The 17,683-nt window shown below is 68.1% G+C and carries 18 protein-coding genes; 3 read left to right on the top strand and 15 right to left on the bottom strand.

Annotation, left to right across the window (positions count from 1 at the left end; all coding sequences use genetic code 11):
- Nucleotides 1–7: 7 nt before the first annotated feature.
- The 9 genes from nth to BMZ02_RS05325 all read right to left on the bottom strand — a co-directional run bounded on the left by nth (nucleotide 8) and on the right by BMZ02_RS05325 (nucleotide 9,182).
- Nucleotides 8–643 carry an endonuclease III gene (gene nth / locus BMZ02_RS05365; RefSeq protein WP_091640637.1) on the bottom strand — a complete coding sequence of 212 codons (636 nt, stop codon included), beginning with the start codon at nucleotides 641–643 and terminating at the stop codon, nucleotides 8–10.
- Nucleotides 640–1,323, bottom strand: coding sequence for an electron transport complex subunit E (locus BMZ02_RS05360; RefSeq protein WP_091640635.1), 684 nt, complete (start codon nucleotides 1,321–1,323; stop codon nucleotides 640–642). The genes nth and BMZ02_RS05360 overlap by 4 nt, the downstream gene beginning before the upstream one ends.
- Nucleotide 1,324: 1 nt before the next feature.
- Nucleotides 1,325–1,963, bottom strand: coding sequence for an electron transport complex subunit RsxG (gene rsxG, locus BMZ02_RS05355; RefSeq protein ID WP_245753951.1), 639 nt, complete (start codon nucleotides 1,961–1,963; stop codon nucleotides 1,325–1,327).
- A 1-nt stretch (nucleotide 1,964) separates the two neighbouring features.
- Nucleotides 1,965–2,999, bottom strand: a complete 1,035-nt coding sequence (locus BMZ02_RS05350; RefSeq protein ID WP_091640633.1) for an RnfABCDGE type electron transport complex subunit D — start codon at nucleotides 2,997–2,999, stop codon at nucleotides 1,965–1,967.
- Nucleotide 3,000: 1 nt separating this feature from the next.
- A complete protein-coding gene (gene rsxC / locus BMZ02_RS05345) occupies nucleotides 3,001–4,557 on the bottom strand; it encodes an electron transport complex subunit RsxC (RefSeq protein ID WP_091640631.1) in 1,557 nt (518 codons plus the stop codon).
- Nucleotides 4,554–5,108, bottom strand: coding sequence for an electron transport complex subunit RsxB (gene rsxB, locus BMZ02_RS05340; RefSeq protein WP_091641813.1), 555 nt, complete (start codon nucleotides 5,106–5,108; stop codon nucleotides 4,554–4,556). The genes rsxC and rsxB overlap by 4 nt, the downstream gene beginning before the upstream one ends.
- 318 nt (nucleotides 5,109–5,426) lie before the next feature.
- Nucleotides 5,427–6,008 (bottom strand): electron transport complex subunit RsxA, encoded by a 582-nt coding sequence (gene rsxA / locus BMZ02_RS05335; RefSeq protein WP_091641810.1) that lies wholly within the window; start codon nucleotides 6,006–6,008, stop codon nucleotides 5,427–5,429.
- Nucleotides 6,009–6,189: 181 nt separating this feature from the next.
- Nucleotides 6,190–8,214 carry a methionine--tRNA ligase gene (metG, locus tag BMZ02_RS05330; RefSeq protein WP_091640630.1) on the bottom strand — a complete coding sequence of 675 codons (2,025 nt, stop codon included), beginning with the start codon at nucleotides 8,212–8,214 and terminating at the stop codon, nucleotides 6,190–6,192.
- Nucleotides 8,215–8,306: 92 nt separating this feature from the next.
- Nucleotides 8,307–9,182: a bile acid:sodium symporter family protein gene (locus BMZ02_RS05325; RefSeq protein ID WP_091640628.1), complete on the bottom strand. Its 876-nt coding sequence runs from the start codon at nucleotides 9,180–9,182 to the stop codon at nucleotides 8,307–8,309.
- A 174-nt stretch (nucleotides 9,183–9,356) separates the two neighbouring features.
- Between BMZ02_RS05325 and rlmKL the strand changes: the two genes are divergently transcribed.
- Complete coding sequence (gene rlmKL, locus BMZ02_RS05320) at nucleotides 9,357–11,492, top strand: bifunctional 23S rRNA (guanine(2069)-N(7))-methyltransferase RlmK/23S rRNA (guanine(2445)-N(2))-methyltransferase RlmL (RefSeq protein WP_091640627.1); 2,136 nt, start codon at nucleotides 9,357–9,359, stop codon at nucleotides 11,490–11,492.
- A 15-nt stretch (nucleotides 11,493–11,507) separates the two neighbouring features.
- Here the strand turns inward: rlmKL and BMZ02_RS05315 are convergent, their stop codons facing one another.
- A complete protein-coding gene (locus BMZ02_RS05315) occupies nucleotides 11,508–11,753 on the bottom strand; it encodes a hypothetical protein (RefSeq protein ID WP_139209149.1) in 246 nt (81 codons plus the stop codon).
- A gap of 124 nt (nucleotides 11,754–11,877) precedes the next feature.
- Nucleotides 11,878–12,060, bottom strand: a complete 183-nt coding sequence (locus BMZ02_RS05310) for an oxidoreductase-like domain-containing protein (protein ID WP_091640624.1) — start codon at nucleotides 12,058–12,060, stop codon at nucleotides 11,878–11,880.
- 126 nt (nucleotides 12,061–12,186) lie between these two features.
- Between BMZ02_RS05310 and dcd the strand changes: the two genes are divergently transcribed.
- On the top strand, nucleotides 12,187–12,750 hold the full coding sequence (dcd, locus tag BMZ02_RS05305) for a dCTP deaminase (RefSeq protein ID WP_091640622.1): 564 nt from the start codon (nucleotides 12,187–12,189) through the stop codon (nucleotides 12,748–12,750).
- Nucleotides 12,751–12,774: 24 nt separating this feature from the next.
- On the opposite strand, the gene BMZ02_RS05300 is transcribed toward dcd, so the two are convergent.
- Genes BMZ02_RS05300 through purM form a run of 3 tightly spaced genes read right to left on the bottom strand, consistent with a single transcriptional unit; the run spans nucleotide 12,775 to nucleotide 15,353 of the window.
- The gene (locus BMZ02_RS05300; RefSeq protein WP_091640621.1) at nucleotides 12,775–13,602 is read right to left on the bottom strand and encodes a DUF3034 family protein; all 828 of its coding nucleotides are present in this window, start codon (nucleotides 13,600–13,602) and stop codon (nucleotides 12,775–12,777) included.
- Between the two features lie 27 nt (nucleotides 13,603–13,629).
- Nucleotides 13,630–14,298, bottom strand: coding sequence for a phosphoribosylglycinamide formyltransferase (gene purN, locus BMZ02_RS05295; RefSeq protein ID WP_091640619.1), 669 nt, complete (start codon nucleotides 14,296–14,298; stop codon nucleotides 13,630–13,632).
- Nucleotides 14,295–15,353 (bottom strand): phosphoribosylformylglycinamidine cyclo-ligase, encoded by a 1,059-nt coding sequence (purM, locus tag BMZ02_RS05290; RefSeq protein WP_091640618.1) that lies wholly within the window; start codon nucleotides 15,351–15,353, stop codon nucleotides 14,295–14,297. The genes purN and purM overlap by 4 nt, the downstream gene beginning before the upstream one ends.
- Before the next feature lie 157 nt (nucleotides 15,354–15,510).
- Here purM and BMZ02_RS05285 point away from each other — a divergent pair, with 157 nt between their 5' ends.
- Nucleotides 15,511–16,572 (top strand): DUF2066 domain-containing protein, encoded by a 1,062-nt coding sequence (locus tag BMZ02_RS05285; RefSeq protein WP_091640616.1) that lies wholly within the window; start codon nucleotides 15,511–15,513, stop codon nucleotides 16,570–16,572.
- Between the two features lie 49 nt (nucleotides 16,573–16,621).
- Here the strand turns inward: BMZ02_RS05285 and BMZ02_RS05280 are convergent, their stop codons facing one another.
- Complete coding sequence (locus BMZ02_RS05280) at nucleotides 16,622–17,650, bottom strand: DUF481 domain-containing protein (protein ID WP_139209148.1); 1,029 nt, start codon at nucleotides 17,648–17,650, stop codon at nucleotides 16,622–16,624.
- Nucleotides 17,651–17,683: the final 33 nt, after the last annotated feature.

Genomic DNA, 17,683 nt, shown 5'->3' with positions numbered 1-17,683 from the left:
TGGTCTCTTACTCCTCGGTCTTGTCGCGGTACTCGCACAGGTCGTGGATCACGCAGGCGCCGCAGCGCGGCTTGCGCGCGACGCACACGTAGCGCCCGTGCAGGATCAGCCAGTGGTGGGCATCGTGTAGAAATTCCTTCGGCGTCCAGCGAACCAGTCGGTCCTCCACTTCGCGCACGGTCTTCCCGGGGGCCAGGCCGGTGCGGTTGGCGACCCGGTAGATGTGCGTGTCCACGGCCATGGTGGGCTGCCCGAAGGCGGTGTTGAGGATGACGTTGGCGGTCTTGCGGCCGACGCCGGGGAGGGCCTCGAGCTCGCCGCGCGTGCGCGGGACCTCGCCGCCGTGCCGGTCCACCAGCATGCGGCAGAGCTTCATGATGTTGGACGCCTTGCTGTTGAACAGGCCGATGGTCTTGATGTGCTCCTTGAGCCCGTCCTCGCCCAGCGCCAGGATCGCCTCCGGGGTGTTCGCCACCGGAAAGAGTCGGGCCGTCGCCTTGTTCACCCCGCGGTCGGTGGCCTGGGCGGAGAGCACCACGGCGACCAGCAGCTCGAACGCGGTGGTGTACTCGAGCTCCGTGGTGGGCGCCGGGTTGTGGTCGCGCAGGCGCTGGAAGATTTCGCGTCGCTTGTCCTTGTTCATGGCGTGGTCAATGGTTCCGTCTGTGTGGTTGGTACCGGGCGGCGGGCACGGCTGTCGATCACGTTCTTCAGGGCCAGCAGCAGCCCCAGGCCGATGAAGGCACCCGGGGGGAGCAGTGCCAGCAGAAATCCCTGATCAACGGGGACGAGCTGCAGGGTCAGGTGCCGGCCGGCGTCGCCGAACAGCAGGTGGGCGTCGCGCAGCAGGCCGCCATGCCCCAGCAGCTCCCGCAGGCCGCCCAGCGCCACCAGTACGCCCGTGAAACCGAGACCCATCATGAGCCCGTCGAAGGCGGCCGGTGCGGGGGTCGTGCGCGAGGCAAACGCCTCGGCGCGGCCAAGAATGGCGCAGTTGGTGACGATCAGCGGAATGAAAATGCCCAGTATCAGATACAGCTGGTGGAAGAAGGCGTTCATCACCAGCTCCACCACCGTGACGAACGAGGCGATGATCAGCACGAATACCGGGATGCGGATCTCCGGCCGTGCGGCGTTGCGGATCATCGATACCGTGACGTTGGAGCCGGTGAGCACCAGCGTGGTGGCGAGCCCCAGGGCCAGGGCGTTGACCGTGGTGTTGCTCACTGCCAGCAGCGGGCACAGGCCGAGCAGCTGCACCAGACCCGGGTTGTTATGCCACAGGCCGTTGCGCGCCAGCTCGGCGAAATCCGTTGCGGCCATGTCAGTGGTCCTCGCTCGCATCCTGAAACAGGGCGTCGCCGTGCTCCCGGTGGTAGTCCAGGGCGCGCGCCACGGCGCGTGTGACCGCGCGGGGCGTTATGGTAGCACCGGTGAACTGGTCGAACGCGCCGCCGTCACGTCGCACGGTCCACTGGTCGCGCGGCGGGTCACCGAGGCTGCGACCGCGAAAACCCTGGATCCAGTCGCTGCGCCGGGCCTCGATGGCGTCACCGAGCCCCGGCGTCTCTTCGTGGTCGACCACACGGACACCGAGCACCTCGCCGCCCGTGTCCACCGCCACCAGCAGTTGGATGGGGCCGCTGTAGCCGTCCGGCGCGACCACCGTCAGCACCAGCGCCGCCGCTTCACCGTTGCGGCGTGCGCGATACACCGGCACGGACTGCTCCGTGCCCAGTCGCGGGTCACGCACCATCCGCACGTCCTCGGCAGGGTTGTTGGTATGGTGCTCGTCGGGGAGCACGGCCTGGAGCTGCTGCAGCGTCTGCTCGGCACGCCGCGCGTCGATCCGGTCGGCGGTGTACTGCTGGGTCAGGGCGACGAGGCCGACGCCGACGGTGGCCACAACCGCCAGCAACCCAGCGGCGGTGAGCATGTCCCGGAGCAGGCGGCGGGGCGTCATGTCAGGGCCCCCCGTGGCCGTAGATGCGTGGCCGCGTGAAGCGGTCAATGAGCGGGACGGCCATGTTCATCAGCAGCACCCCGAAGGCGATCCCGTCCGGGTAGCCTCCCCAGGTGCGAATGATCCAGGCCAGCAGGCCGACACCGAGCCCGAAGCACAGCCGGCCCCAGGGTGTGGTGGCACCGGAGACCGGGTCCGTGGCGATGAAGAAGGCGCCGAGCATCGCGCCGCCGCTGAGCAGGTGAAACAGCGGCGACAGTTGCTGCTCCGGGTTGATCAGCCAGACCAGCAGGGCCGGCGCCGCCAGACCGATGATCACCCCGGCCGGGACCTGCCAGCGAATCACCCGCACGTGCAGCAGCCACGCGCCACCGGCCAGGAACAGCAGGTTGATCCACTCCCAGCCGCTGCCGGCGACCACGCCGAAGGCCGGGCCACCGCGGAGCTCCTGCATGGTGAGCCCTTCGGCGAGACGGGTCTTGACGTGATCCAGGGGCGTGGCGTGGGTCAGTGCATCCGGCGCCAGTCCCGGCGGCAGCTGGCCGAAGATGATGGCCTGGAGGGTCTGCAGGGGGCCGAGCGCGGACTCGGCGAGTCCGGTGGGCGGCAGCCACTGCACCATGGCCTGGGGGAAGGCGATGATCAGCATGGCGTAACCCACCATGGCCGGGTTAAAGGGGTTGTAGCCGAGTCCGCCGTAGAGGTGCTTGCCGAAGATCAGGCCGAACGCCACGCCGGTGGCGGTCATCCAGGCCGGTAGCAGCGGCGGCAGGCAGAGCGCCAGCAGCACGGCCATGACCACGGCGCTCCAGTCGTTCAGGAATAGCGCCACGGGCTTGCCGCGCAGGCGCAGCATTGCGGTTTCGCAGGCCACGGCGACCGCCACGGCGATCAGGATGTTGATGAGAACGCCCCAGCCGAACACGGCTGCCATGGCGACGACGCCGGGGATCAGGGCGTACAGGACGCGGCGCATGATGCGCGAGACGCTGTTGTCGCCACGGATGTGGGGCGCCGGCGGGGTAGGCAGTGCCATGTCAGCTCTCGCCTCCACCGCGCTTGCGTTCGCGGGCGCGCGCCACCGCCGCCTGGATCTCGGCCTTGCGATCCGCCTTCGCGGCGGTGCCGCGCTCGCTCTGTAGCGCCTCCTTCTTGCGCCGTCGGCGTTCGGCCTGTTCCTGCCGCTCCCGTTCAAGCCGCGCCTGGCGGAAGGCGTAGCGCTGCCGCGCCTGCTCGGCGAAGCGTTGATCCTCGTCGGCGGTGCGGATCGCCGATTTCGCATGCCGGTACATGCCCACCAGGGGCAGTTTGCTGGGGCAGACGTAGGCGCAGGCGCCGCACTCGATGCAGTCGAACAGGCCGTCTTCGCGGATGCTCTCGTAATCCCGCCCCAGGGCGTGCCAGTACAGCTGCTGGGGTTGCAGGCGCACGGGGCACGCGTCGGCGCAGTCGCCGCAGCGGATGCAGGGCAGGGCGGGTTCCGGCGGCGGCACGGCGTGCGCCTCGGTCACGAGAATGCAGTTGCACCCCTTGGTGACCGGAACGTTGTCGTGCTCCAGGGCGAAGCCCATCATCGGGCCGCCGACGATCAGGCGGTGGCCTTGCCCGCGGTAGCCCCCGGCGGCTTCGATGAGTCGGTGGACGGGTGTGCCCAGGCGCACCCGGAAATTGCGTGGTTGGCCCACGCCCGTGCCGGCGACGGTCACGATCCGTTCCGTGAGCGGCTCGCCGTGTTCCACGGCACGGGCCACGGCGGCCACGGTGCCGGCGTTGTGGCACAGAATGCCCAGGTCCAGGGGGAGGCCGCCCGAGGGCACTTCCCGCCCCGTGAGTGTCTGGATCAGTTGCTTCTCGCCGCCGGCCGGATAACGGACGGGCACCGGGGTTACCGTCATGTCCGTCTCCCCGGCGGCGTCCAGCGCGCGGTTCAGGGCGTCCAGCGCCGCGCGCTTCTCTGCTTCCAGGGCGATAACCACCGCGGGTTCGCCGAGGATGTGGCGCATGATCCGGGCGCCGGTGACCACCTCCATGGCGTGTTCACGCAGCAGTGCATCGTCGCAGGTGATCCACGGTTCGCACTCGATGGCGTTGACCACGAGCAGCGTCACATCGGTGTCCGGCCCCGGGGTGAGCTTCACCGCCGCCGGAAACGTGGCGCCGCCCAGCCCGGTGACCCCGCTATCGGCGACCCGACGGCGCAGCCGGGCGGGGGATACCGAGAGCCAGTCCGTCAGTGCCTCGGGTCCGTCTGCAGGGCAGGTATCGTGCCCATCGGTGCGAATCACCACGCACGGCTCCGGCAGACCGGACGGGTGAGGTACCGGGCGGTTCTCAACCGCGGTGACCGTGCCGGAACTGGATGCGTGCACGGCGGCGCTGAAGTCGCCCGGAGCGCGGCCGATGATCGTCCCCCGATGGACCGTGTCGCCCGCGCTCACGGTGGCTCTGGCCGGGTCGCCGGCGTGCTGGCTCAGGGGGATGACCAGCTCCGGGGGCACCGGCAGCGTGGCGATGGGGCTGTCCGTGGAGGCGTGTTTGTGGGTTGGCAGCCGGACGCCACCCGGAAAGCCGAACAGGGCGCGTGTGATGCTCATGCGGCGTGGTCAGGGGTGTTTTCGGGCCGCGGCCAGCGCCAGTTGCGGGTGGTTGTGGGCACCGTGACCGGGTGGATGCAGTCCACGGGGCACGGGTCGATGCACAGGTCGCAGCCGGTGCACAGGTCCTCGATCACGGTGTGCATCTGCCGCTGGGCGCCGACGATGGCGTCCACCGGGCAGGCCTGGATGCACAGGGTGCAGCCGATGCAGCGGTTCTCGTCGATGCGCACGATGGTCGCCTGCTCCTTGGCTTCGCCGTAGGCGGTGTTCAGCGGCTGCGGTTCCCGGTCGAGAAGGTTGGCGAGGGCGCGGATGGTTGTGTCGCCGCCGGGCGGACACTGGTTGATGTCCGCCTCGCCGCTGGCGATGGCCTCGGCGTAGGGGCGGCAGCCGGGGTAGCCGCACTGGGCGCACTGGGTCTGGGGGAGCAGGCTGTCGATGCGCTCCACCACCGGGTCGGACGCGGGGCGCAGACGCACGGCGGCGTAGCCCAGGAGCAGGCCGAATAGTGCCGCCAGGAGGCCGATTGCCAGAATTGCCGTTGCCATGGCAGTGAGCATCCCATCCATTACCAGCCGCATATGATCGCATGTTGTGGGAGCGGCTTCAGCCGTGAGCAGCGCAGGGTGTGCTCATCCCCTTGCCAGCCCAAGGTGTGACGGCTGCCGCAGGCGCTGGTCGGGTGATCCGGTCACGGACTGTCACTGGCCATGGATGGCCAGTGCAAGCGTACAGGGATGTATTCACAGCGTGTCCGTGACCGGATCACCCGAGCGGCGCCCCCGGATCGAAGCCACCCGGGTGGGGCTGGTACAACGCTCCGCTCTGGTCGCGGCTGAAGCCGCTCCCACTCCAGGCGATTCTGCCTACAGGCGCACCAGCCCGGTGAACCCCATGAACGCGAGCGACATGATGCCGGCGGTGATCAGCGCGATGGCTGCGCCCTGGAACGGCACCGGGACGTCCGCCACCGCCAGGCGCTCCCGCAACCCGGCGAAGAGAATCAGCACCAGTCCGAACCCGGCGGCGGCGCCGAAGCCGTAGAGCGCCGACGCCGCGAAGCTGTGCTGTTGCTGGACGTTCAGCAGGGCCACACCCAGCACCGCGCAGTTGGTGGTGATCAGCGGCAGGAAGATGCCCAGCACCCGGTGCAGCAACGGACTGGTGTAGCGCACGACCATTTCCGTGAACTGCACCACCGCCGCGATCACCAGGATGAACGCGATGGTGCGCAGGTACTCGATGCCCAGGGGCGCGAGCACCCACGTGTTGACGAGATAACTCACGACAGAAGAGAGCGTCAGCACGAACCCGGTGGCCAGCGCCATGCCCACGCACGTCTCCACCTTGCGGGATACGCCCATGAACGGGCACAGCCCCAGGAACTGGGTCAGCACGAAGTTGTTGACCAGCACCGTGGCGACGAGAATGAGTGCGAGTTCGGTCATGGGCTCTGGCTGCAACGTCTCGGACAGGGCCCGCAGGGCCCCCGTAGGGTGGACCTTCAGGTCCACCATGTCGGCCTTCGATGACCCGTCCTGGCCCTCTGTGTGGCGATGGTGGACCTGAAGGTCCACCCTACGGAGCCATGGATCCGCCGGGCAGGCCGTCTGGTGTCACCGGTTGCTGCTATTTGACGCGCATGCCTGGTCTGGCGCCGCTGTCCGGCTCCAGGATGAACAGCTCATCGCCGCCGGGGCCGGCCGCCAGCACCATGCCTTCGGAGACACCGAAGCGCATCTTGCGCGGCTCCAGGTTGGCCACCATCACCGTGAGGCGTCCGCGCAGCTGATCGGGGCTGTAGGCGCTGCGCAGCCCGGCAAAGACGTTGCGGGTCTCGCCGCCCACGTCCAGGGTCAGCTGCAGCAGCTTGTCGGCGCCGTCCACCAGGGCGGCCTCCTCGATGCGCGCAACGCGCAGATCCACCTGACCGAAGGTGTTGATGTCCACCGGGTCGGCAATGGGGTTGTCGGCGAGAGGGCCGCTGGCCGCCGGCGCGTCTCCCTTGGGCGCCAGGGTTTCCTTCGATTCCTCGATCATGGCGTCCACCGCGTCCCGCTCCACCCGCGTTGCCAGCGGCTTGAACCGATTGATGGTGTGGTCGAGCAGTGGCGTCTGCACGGACTGCCAGTCCTGGGCGTCCAGGTTCAGAAACGCCTCCGCCTCCGCGGCGATCGTCGGCACCACGGGCTTGAGGTACACCATGAGCACGCGGAACAGGTTCAGGGTCTGGGTGCAGACCGCCTGCACCTGCGGCAGTGTCTCCTCACTCTTGGCCAGCACCCAGGGCTGCTGTTCGTCGAAATACTGGTTCGCCTGGTCCGCCAGGGTCATCACGTCGCGGACGACGCGGGAGAATTCCCGGTTCTCGTAGGCTTCGGCGATCTGCTCGCCCTTGGCGACGAACTCGCGGTAGACCTCCGGCGCGGGGAGTTCGCCGGCCAGCCGGCCGTCGAACCGCTTGCTGATGAAGCCCGCGCTGCGGCTGGCGATGTTCACCAGCTTGCCCACCAGGTCGGAGTTCACGCGCTGGGTGAAGTCGTCCAGATTCAGGTCCAGGTCGTGGACGTTGCTGCCCAGTTTCGCCGCCATGTAGTAGCGCAGGTACTCCGGGTTCAGGTGGTTGAGAAACGTGCGCGCCATGATGAAGGTACCGCGCGACTTGGACATCTTGGCGCCATCCACGGTCATGAAGCCGTGGGCGCAGACCTTTGTCGGCTTGCGAAAGCCGGCGCCGTGGAGCATGGCGGGCCAGAACAGGGCGTGGAAGTAGACGATGTCCTTGCCGATGAAATGGTACAGCTCGGTGTCGGAATCCGCCTTCCACCAGGCGTCGAAATCCTCGCCGTTGCGGTCGCACCAGTTGCGGAAACTGGCCATGTAGCCGATGGGCGCGTCCAGCCACACGTAGAAGTACTTGTCGTCCGTGCCGGGGATCTGGAAACCGAAATAGGGGGCATCCCGGGAGATGTCCCATTCGCGCAGTCCCTCCTGGAACCACTCTTCCAGCTTGTTGGCCACCTCCTGCTGCACATGGCCGCCGCGCGCCCACTCGGTGAGCATGGCCTCGAAATCCTGCAGGCGGAAGAAGTAGTGCAGGGATTCGCGCGTCTCCGGCGTTGCCCCCGAGACCACGGAGACCGGGTTCTTCAGGTCCGTGGGCGTGTAGGTGGCGCCGCACGCCTCGCAGGAGTCGCCGTACTGGTCGGCGGCGCCGCAGCGCGGGCACTCGCCCTTGATGTAGCGGTCCGGCAGGAACATGCCCTCGGCCGGGTCGTACGCCTGCTTGATGGTCCGGCTGTCGATGTGTCCGGCGGCGTTCAGCCGGTTGTAGATCAGCTCCGACAGCTCCCGGTTCTCCGGCGAGTGCGTGGTGTGGTAGTTGTCGAAGCCGATGTTGAATGCGGCGAAGTCGTCCTGGTGCTCCTGGCCGATGCGCGCGATCAGCTCCTCCGGCGTAATGCCCAGTTCGCGGGCTTTCAGCATGATCGGCGTGCCGTGGGCGTCGTCGGCGCAGACGTAGATGCAGCGGTTGCCCCGCAGCTTCTGGAAGCGGACCCAGATGTCCGTCTGGATGTACTCCACCAGGTGCCCGAGGTGAATGGGGCCGTTGGCGTACGGCAGAGCGCTGGTTACCAGGATGTTGCGTTGCATGAAACCTCGACCGATTGTCATCGCGTTGGCACGCAGTTCGTGTGCCCGCGATTATGCCAGATTCGCCACGGTTTTTCGGGGCCGGGAGACGCTCAGGCGGCAGCTGCCTGGCGAACCGCGCGCCGGCCGTACGCGATCATGAGAAAGCCGAGCGGGAACATGAACAGGCTGTAGACCGCGGACGGAATGGACATGGCGCTGGATTCAAGCAGGGTCAGCGTGATCATCAGTCCCAGTGTCCCGTTCTTGATGCCAAGCTCCGTCGCCAGGGTGACCGCCTCCGTCGTGCGCAGCCGGAACAGCCGGCCGCTGGCGAGACCGATGCCCATGCCGGCGAGGTTGAGCAGCAGCGCCGCCGGCCCGGCCACGCGCAGCAGGTCCCAGATCTCGTCCCCGGTCTGGATGACGATGGCGGCGATAAGCGCGGCCAGCACCAGCAGTCCGAACAGGCTCACCAGGTTCTCCACGCGCTGTGCGAATGCAGTGGCCCGGGCCCGGATCACCATGCCGATGAGGACCGGAACAAGGACGATTACCACCAGCGTCGCGATGGTCTGCAGCACGGGCAGCCGGACGCGCTCGTCTGCGCCCAGATACAGATCCAGGGCGAAGTTGGTCACCAGCGGCAGCGTGACGATGGTGATCAGGCTGGCGAGGACGGTGAGCACGATGGACAGCGCCACGTGACCGCGGGCCACGAAGGCGTAGACGTTGGAGGTGGTACCACCGGGGCAGGCGGCGATTACCACCAGGCCGACGGCGATGGCCGCCGGCAGACTCAGCAGACCAATCAGGGCGAAGGCGACCAGCGGCAGCACGGCAATCTGCGCCACGGTCCCGACGACCATGGCTTTCGGATAGACGGCCACATCCTTGAAATCCAGTGGCCGCAGGGTCATGCCCATGCCGATCATGATGATGAACAGGGCAATGGGCAGCCCGATGTCGATCAGAGGCCCTTCAGCCATGGATCCCTCCAGTGATGTCGATCGCGGGTGCGCGCTGGCGGGACCCGAAGAGGCCGCACGACGTGCGCGAATGAACCGAACCCTACCAGCCGGGTATTGAGCCCGCCAACATTGACACTGGGAGGGGCGGTGGCGAGCCGCGTAGAATGCCGCCTGGATCGAGAGGGAGTCCCCATGTCGAACGTTCCGCAGTATTTCGCCACCAGCCCGGGCGGGTTCGAGGGCCTGCTCGCTGGCGAACTCGCCGCCATGGGCGCCGAAAGTGTGTCCGAGCAGCGCGGCGGTGTGCGCTTCAGTGGTGGGCTGGAGGTGGCGTACCGCGCCTGCCTGTGGTCACGGGTGGCGAACCGGGTGCTGCTGCCGGTGGCACAGTTTGACGCCGCCGACGGCGATGCGCTTTACGCCGGTGCCCGTGCCGTGGACTGGGCTGCGCTGATGCAGCCCGGGATGACCATCGCCGTGGATTTCGGCGGTCTGCGACCGGCGGTGGAGCACACCCACTACGGCAGCCTGCGGGTCAAGGATGCCGTGGTGGACGCCTTTCGTGACGCGACCGGGGCGCGCCCGGATGTGGACGTGGAGGGCGCCGGGTTCCGCATCAATGCGCATCAGGTGGGCGAGGACGTCACGCTCGCCGTGGACCTCTCCGGCGGCAGTCTGCACCGGCGTGGCTACCGTCGTGCGGGGGTGGCGGCGCCGCTGAAGGAGAACCTGGCCGCGGGCATTCTGCTGCGCGCGGACTGGCCGGCCATCGCGGCCCGGGGTGGCGGCTTCGTGGACCCGTTCTGCGGCTCCGGCACCCTGCTGGTGGAAGCGGCGCTCATGGCCGGTGATGTGGCGCCGGGGCTGCTGCGGCCGCAGTGGGGATTCGCCGGCTGGCGGGGGCATGACCCGGCCCTCTGGCAGGGGTTGCTCGACGAGGCGCAGGCGCGCCGCGACCGGGGGCTGCCGTCGCTGCCGGCCATCGTGGGGTACGACCAGGACACCCGGGCCGTACGCACCGCGCTGGCCTCGGTGGAGGCGGCGGGCCTGGTGGGGCGGGTGCACGTGGAGCGTCGTGAACTGGCGGACGCCGAGCCACCGCGCCGTGGCCGGGGCGCGGGGCTGGTGGCCACCAACCCGCCCTATGGCGAGCGCATTGGTAGTGATCGCAGCCTGCTGCCGCTCTACGCCCGCCTGGGCGAATTGCTGCGTTCGCGCTTTCCCGGCTGGAGCGCCATGGTGCTCAACGGTGCCGGCCTGGAGATCGGGCTGAAACCCGAGCGCAGCTGGATGGTGCGCAACGGGCCCATCAAGTGCCGGCTGGAGCGGTTCGCCATTCGTGAGGAGGACACGGGTGCAGGCGCGGAGGAGGCGGCATCGCTCGCCAACCGCGTGCGCAAGAACCACCGCCGGCTCAAGTCCTGGCTCAAACAATCCGGCGTGAGCTGCTACCGGCTCTACGATGCGGACGTGCCCGAGTTTGCCCTGGCGGTGGACTACTACCGCACCCTGGAGGACGGGCCGTGGCTGCACGTCCAGGAGTACGCGCCGCCGGCGACCGTGGATGCCCAGGATGCCGCGAGGCGGCTGCGCGCCGCCGTGGCGGCGCTGCCCGATGCAACCGGTGTCGCTCCCGGTCAGATTGCGTTCAAGGTGCGCCAGCGGCAGAAGGGCCGGCAGCAGTATCAGCGCCAGGCGCAGACCGGCCGTTTCCACACCGTCATGGACGGCGACGCCCGGGCGCTGGTGAATTTCACCGACTACCTGGATACCGGCCTGTTTCTCGATCACCGGCCCGTGCGCCAGTGGATCGGAGCCAACGCCACCGGGGGCGCGTTCCTGAACCTGTTCGCCTACACCGGCATGGCGACGGTGCATGCGGCGCTCGGCGGTGCCCTGACCACCACCAGCGTGGATCTCTCCGGCACGTATCTGGACTGGACACGCCGTAACCTGGAGGCAAACGGCCATGGAGAGGGGCCGGCGCACCGGCTGGTGCGGGCCGATTGCCTGAGCTGGCTGCGGGAGGCTGCAAGGCGGCGGGCCGAGACATACGAACTCATCCTGCTCGATCCGCCGAGCTTCTCCAATTCCAAGCGCATGCAGGACACGCTGGACATCCAGCGCGATCACCCGGAGTTGATCGCCCTCGCCGCGCAGTTGCTGACCGATGATGGCCTGCTGATCTTCTCCACCAACCGGCGGCGGTTCCGGCTCGATGCCGGGGCCCTCGGCGGGTTGCGCGTCGAGGACCGGAGCGACTGGTCGATTCCCCCGGACTTCCAGCGCAACCGTGGCATCCACCGCTGTTGGTTCATACGGCGCTAGTCCGGCCGGCTGCCGTCACTGCAGCTTCTGCTCCGCTTCCTCCAGGGGGAGCTCGGTGTCTTCCACGTAGACGGACAGGGAGACGCCGCGGGTTTCGTTGTTCATAACCTGGTAGTCGAGGCTTTCCAGGTCCCCGGTGATGATGTCGCCCACGGCCACGGCGTCATCGTCCATGATGCCGAGCACGGTGAACTCCCCGTGCTCCGTCTCGACGGCGGCGACGCCGTCCTCGCTGTTGAACAGGGTCACCGTTCCTCGCATGGGCTGCTCCTCCTCCATGGCCGCTGGGCAGTCTGCATCACCACCCGTGGGCGGCGTGCAGATCTTGTTGTATGCCGGAGTCAGCTTACGATTCCGCCATGCTCCGGTCCAGCGTGCCGCCGCGTCACTGCTGGCCGGCCTGTTCGGCCTGCCACTGCGCCTTGATCCGCTCCACGCGCGCTTCCCAGCGCTCCAGCTCGTCGTCGTAGAGCTCCAGGATGCAGGGGTCGCAGCCGCTGCCGCAGCACTCCGACGGGTCGGGTGGTTCCGGTTTCGGTGGCAGTTTGGGGCCCTGTGCCGTGCTCATCGTCAACGTGTCCCTGGTTGGAATGGAACGGGCCGCGCGCAGCGAGTTGGCTCCGTCCGGGGTGGTGGTTACAATCCTGCCTTTCGCGCCCGGGCTTACGGCAGCCCAGACAACAGGATAACGCCCATGGCAATCAAGTCCGACAAGTGGATCCGGCGTATGGCCGCGGAGGGCATGATCGAGCCGTTCGAACCCGGCCAGGTGCGGGAGACGGACAAAGGCAAGATCATCTCCTACGGCACGTCCAGTTACGGTTACGACGTCCGCTGTGCCGACGAGTTCAAGATTTTCCACAACATCAACTCGGCCATCGTCGACCCGAAGCACTTCGACGAGAACAGCTTTGTCGACGTGCAGTCCGACGTGTGCATCATCCCGCCGAACTCGTTCGCCCTGGCGCGCACCGTCGAGTATTTCCGGATTCCCCGTTCCACGCTCACCATCTGCCTGGGCAAGTCCACCTATGCCCGCTGCGGCATCATCGTCAACGTGACGCCGCTGGAGCCGGAGTGGGAAGGCCACGTGACCCTGGAGTTCTCCAACACCACGCCGCTGCCGGCGCGCATCTACGCCAACGAGGGTGTGGCACAGATGCTGTTCCTGGAATCGGACGAGGTCTGCGAGACGTCCTACAAGGATCGCGGCGGCAAGTACATGGGCCAGAGCGGGGTTACGCTGCCCCGCTCATGACGCGCCCGCGGGCGCCGGCGGACGTCAGTAGCGCCCGCGCAGTGCGATGAACGGCCCGTTCTGGCGCGGCTTTCCGCCCAGGCGGCCGAGATCCTGCCAGCCCAGCGCCAGGTGCACCTCGTCGTTGATGCCATACCCGGCGTAGGCGCTCCACCACGGATCGCCGGGGTCGGCCGCCGGCTGGTGCCGGTGTTCGCGGTATTCGCCGCTGAGGCTGAGGCGGCGTGTCAGGCTCGTGTGGATGGCGCCTTCCAGCTGCACACGGTGCTGGTCATTCTCTGCATTGCCGAAGCCGAACAGGCCGCCGCTATTGGCCCGGGTATAGCGCGCGGTGGCGTGGAGCAGCACGGCCTGCGCCGGGCCGAAGCGGTAGCCGCCGCCGGTGCTCAGGGTGGCATCCCAGTCGTTGCGCCGCTCCGGCGCCATGCCGATGCGCTCCTCCAGGCCGAAGTCCCGTTGCCGCCGATGGGTCACCCCCAGTGACGCGGCGGGCCGCAGGGGCGCGCTGGCCGAGCCGGCCAGCCGCAACCGGGCGGCGAAGACGTTCTGTCTGACGTCGTCGCTGCTGCCGGCGCCGAGGTTGGGTTGTGCAGCGCTGAGTTCCAGGCGGTCGTCCAGGGTCAGGGAGGCGCCGATGGCCGTGAACTGCACATCAGTCAGGCGGGCGTGGGTGATTGCCACATTGCCGCTGACGGGGTCGCCGGTTCCCGCGAGCTGCGGGCCGGGGGTCAGGATTCCCCCCGCGGCGCCTTCAATCTGCCCGGGCAGACCGGCCGCGAAGGGCGCGCCGTACGTGGCGCCAGGCAGGAGCAATGCCGTTAGCAGCAGGGAAGCCAGGTAGGGGCGGCGCATGGGATCTCCTTGAGTGAAGGAGTGGCGTCAGGACGGGACCGGGTCGGCGGCCCGCAGACGGACCGGTTCCTCCAGTGGCTGACCATCCAGCACGGCGGTGTCGCCGTCCAGTTGCAGGCGGCCTTGCGCAAACCAGCGCACCACCAGCGGATAGATCCTGTGTTCCTGCTGTCGGACCCGGCGGGCCAGCACCGGTTCACTGTCGTCCGCCTCGATCGGCACCACACCCTGGGCGATGACCGGGCCTGCATCCAGCGCCGGTGTCACGAAATGGACGCTGCAGCCGTGTTCGCTGTGTCCGGCTTCCAGGGCCCGGCTGTGCGTGTGCAGCCCCCGGAAGGCGGGCAGCAGCGACGGGTGGATGTTCAGCATCCGGCCACGGAAGTGGTTCACCAGCTCGTCGGTGAGAATGCGCATGAAACCGGCGAGCACCACCAGCTCCGGGGCGTGGGCGTCGATGCGCTGCTGCAGCGCCGTGTCATATGCGGTGCGCCCGGCGAAATCGCGGTGATCCAGCACCTCGGTGTGGATGCCTGCGGCGCGGGCACGCTCCAGCCCGTAGGCGTCGGGCCGGTTGCTGATGACGGCGCGGATGTCGGCCGGCAGATCGCCGGCCTCGCGGGCGTCGATCAGCGCCTGGAGGTTGCTGCCGCTGCCCGAGATGAGCACCACCAGAGACGGCGTCGTCACGGTCATGCGCCCTCGGTGAAGCGCACGCCGGATGCCGCGTCCGCTTCCACGTGGCCGATGCGCCAGGCGGTTTCACCCTGGCCGCGCAGGCTTGCCAGTGCCGTGTCGCACGCGGCCTCCGGTACGCAGATCACCATGCCCACGCCGCAGTTGAAGGTGCGGTACATCTCGGCATCCGCAATGTTGCCGCGGGTCTGCAGCCAGCGGAACACGGGCGGCCACACCCAGCTGCTGGTGTCGATCACGGCGCCGCAGCCTTCGGGAAGCGTCCGGGGGAGGTTCTCCGGCAGTCCCCCGCCGGTGATGTGGGACATGGCGTGGATGTCCACCTCCGCCATGAGCGCGCGAATGGCGCGGGCGTAGATGCGGGTCGGAGCCATCAGTGCCGCCCCCAGTGGTTGGCCATCCAGATCTTCATCGAGGCTGGCGCCGCTGTGTTCAATCACGCGCCGCACCAGGGAGTAGCCGTTGGAGTGGGGGCCGCTGGAGCCCAGGGCGATGAGCGCATCGCCCGGCTGGACCCGGCTGCCATCGACGATGGCGTCCCGTTCGACGATGCCCACGCAGAAGCCGGCGAGATCGTAATGGCCTTCGGCGTACATGCCGGGCATCTCCGCCGTCTCGCCACCGACCAGTGCCGCGCCCGCCTGCTCGCAGCCCCGGGCGATGCCCTCGACCACGGCGGCGGCCACGTCCACGTCCAGCCGTCCGGTGGCGTAGTAATCCAGGAAGAACAGCGGCTCCGCGCCACTGACCAGGATGTCGTTGGCACACATGGCGACCAGGTCGACGCCGATCCCGTCGTGGCGCCCGGTCTCGATGGCGAGCTTGAGCTTGGTGCCGACGCCGTCGGTGCCCGAGACCAGCACCGGCTGGCGATAGCGGTCCGTGGGCAGGGCGAACAGCCCGCCGAATCCGCCGAGCCCGCCGAGGACCTCCGGCCGCTGGGTGCGTGCCACCGCGGGCCGGATGCGGTCGACGAGACTGTTGCCGGCGTCGATGTCGACGCCGGCGTCGCGATAGGTCAGGCCGGCGTCCGGCGGGGTCTGGTCAGAAGCCACGAGTGCGCTCTCCCTGGTTGGGCGGGGCGAATCTTTACAGGGGGCGTATGGTAGCCGATACAGACTGTATCGGCATCCGTCGCGCGCGCCGGGAACCGTTCGTCCATGCTAGAGTCTCAATGCATTCGGGATTGAACCAGAGACATGCGGGGACGGCATGGGATACCGGAAGTGGCTTCCACTGTTATTGCTGCTCCTGCCGGGGTTGAGCCTGGCGGGGACAGGGTTGTTCGACGCGCGCATGGAGGTGGACAGTGAGTCCAGTGCGGAGCGGGACGAGGCAACCCGTGACGGGCTGGAGACGATTCTCACCCGGTTGACCGGCCGGGAGAACCCGGGGGATGACGAGGCCCTGGCCGAGGTGCTCGATCAGGCCAACCGTTATGTCCAGCAGTACGGTTACGACGCCGGCGACGACGACGGTCTGCTCCTGCGCGTGCGTTACGACGGTCGCGCGCTGCAGCGGGAGCTGGTCGAGCAGGAGATTCCCCTCTGGCCGCGGGAGCAGCGGCCGCGGACGCTTGCCTGGGTGGTCGTGGATCAGGGTGGCAGCCGCCGCATCCTGGGCGGCGACGAGTCCCCTGATCTGCAGGATGCCCTGCGTGATGCCGGTGCCCGCACCGGCCTGCCGCTGCTGTTTCCGCTCATGGACCTGGAGGATCAGCAGGCCATCCGTGCGTCCGAGATCTGGGGCGGTTTTCGTGAACCGGTGGAGAGTGCCTCGGAGCGCTACGATGCCGACGCTGTCCTGGTGGGGCGGGTGTCTCAGCGCGGACAGGGCTGGCGCGGGCGCTGGGTGCTTTACTGGGAGGGTGAGAGCCACTCGTGGACCATGGACGACGACAGCGCACCCGGCGTGCTCGACGTGGGGCTGGAGATCGGGATGACGCGCCTGGCGGAGTACTACGCCGTGATCCCCGAAGATGGTGAGGTTGGCCGTCTGACCGTGCGTGTTCGCGACATTGGCGGGCTGGATAGTTACGGCCGGGTCGAGCGCTACCTGCGTGATCTGAGTGGCGTCGAGGCGGTTGACGCCGTTCGCATGGGCGGCGGCGCCGTCGATTTCCGGCTGACGTTCCAGGGATTGCCCGAGCGGGCGCTGCAGCGCATGCGCAGTGGAAGCCTGCTCGCGGAGCAGGAGCTGGATGAGGGTGATGGGCCGGACGCCGATGAGGATGGCTCGCGGCCGGATTACATCTTCAGGTTGAACGGGTCCTGAGCGACACCCTGCGCCGGGCGCCTCCCGGGCACCCGGCGCGCGCGAGTGGTTACCAGCTGTAGCCCGCGGTCAGCACATAGGCCGTATCGGTCTTGCGGTTGTCGCCGGGGGGCTGGTTCTCGTAATCGAAGTTGATCTGGAACGTCCCGGTCATGCCGATGATGAACGGGAAACGAACGCCGGTGCGCGTGCTGATGATGGTGTCGTCCGCGTCCTCCAGGTTCACGAGCCCTTCCTGGGCGTGGAACAGGCGGATGCCGTTGCCCGCGAACCGCTCCTCGTAGTCCAGCGCCCACCGGCCGGCCGGGTTGGTCTGGTTCTCGGCGTCGTAGTAGTCCTCGTTCACGTAGCTGATACCCGCCTCGGCGGAGAGTGTCCGCGTGCCGGTATCAAAGAACTGGTAACCAAGACCGACACCGGCAGTGGTGCGCAGGCGCAGATCCCGGAACCGATCCCGCGCCAGCGACACATTGCTGTTCAGGTAGAACGCGTCCGTGACGAAGTGGTCGTAGCGCACGCCGCCTGCGGCGTTGTCCACCGTGTCCTCGCCGCGATCCCGCGTGCGGTTGAACTCGGCGTTGAAGCGGATCCGGTTGACGTCACTGCGTATGCTCGCGTCCGCCGTACCGCTGTATGTCTGGGTGCGGGTGTTGCCGTCCGTGACGCGCGCGCCAAGGCTGATGTTGCCGGTGGTGCGTATGGGCTCACGGACCGGTGTGTCCGGGCCGGTGACACGGGTGATCTGGCCGATGGGGAAGGTGATCGGGTCATCGAACTGGTCGCTCTCCAGACGCAGGGCGCCCTCTTCGGACGCCACGGCCTGTCCGCGGACCTCGGTGCCGTCTTCCATCAGCACCTGGATCGTGTCATCGGTCTCCAGGCGGGCGATGGTGTCCAGCGACAGCAGCAGCGGGTCGTCCGAGGCCTCCGGCTGGAACTTGACCCGGTTACCGTCAATCTCGACCAGTGACCCGGTGATCCGGTCACCGTTTCCCAGGGTAATGGTGTCCGCCATGGCGGTATGGGTTGCAGCAAGACCCAGAGCGGTGACGGAGAGCAGCAAGTGACGTGGATGCACGGTACCTCCCGGCGTGAATGCGGATTGCGGTGA

This window comes from Aquisalimonas asiatica, assembly GCF_900110585.1.
GTDB lineage: Bacteria > Pseudomonadota > Gammaproteobacteria > Nitrococcales > Aquisalimonadaceae > Aquisalimonas > Aquisalimonas asiatica.
The sequence above is the reverse complement of the archived record's forward strand: the minus strand, read 5'-3'. Positions and strand labels throughout refer to the sequence as shown.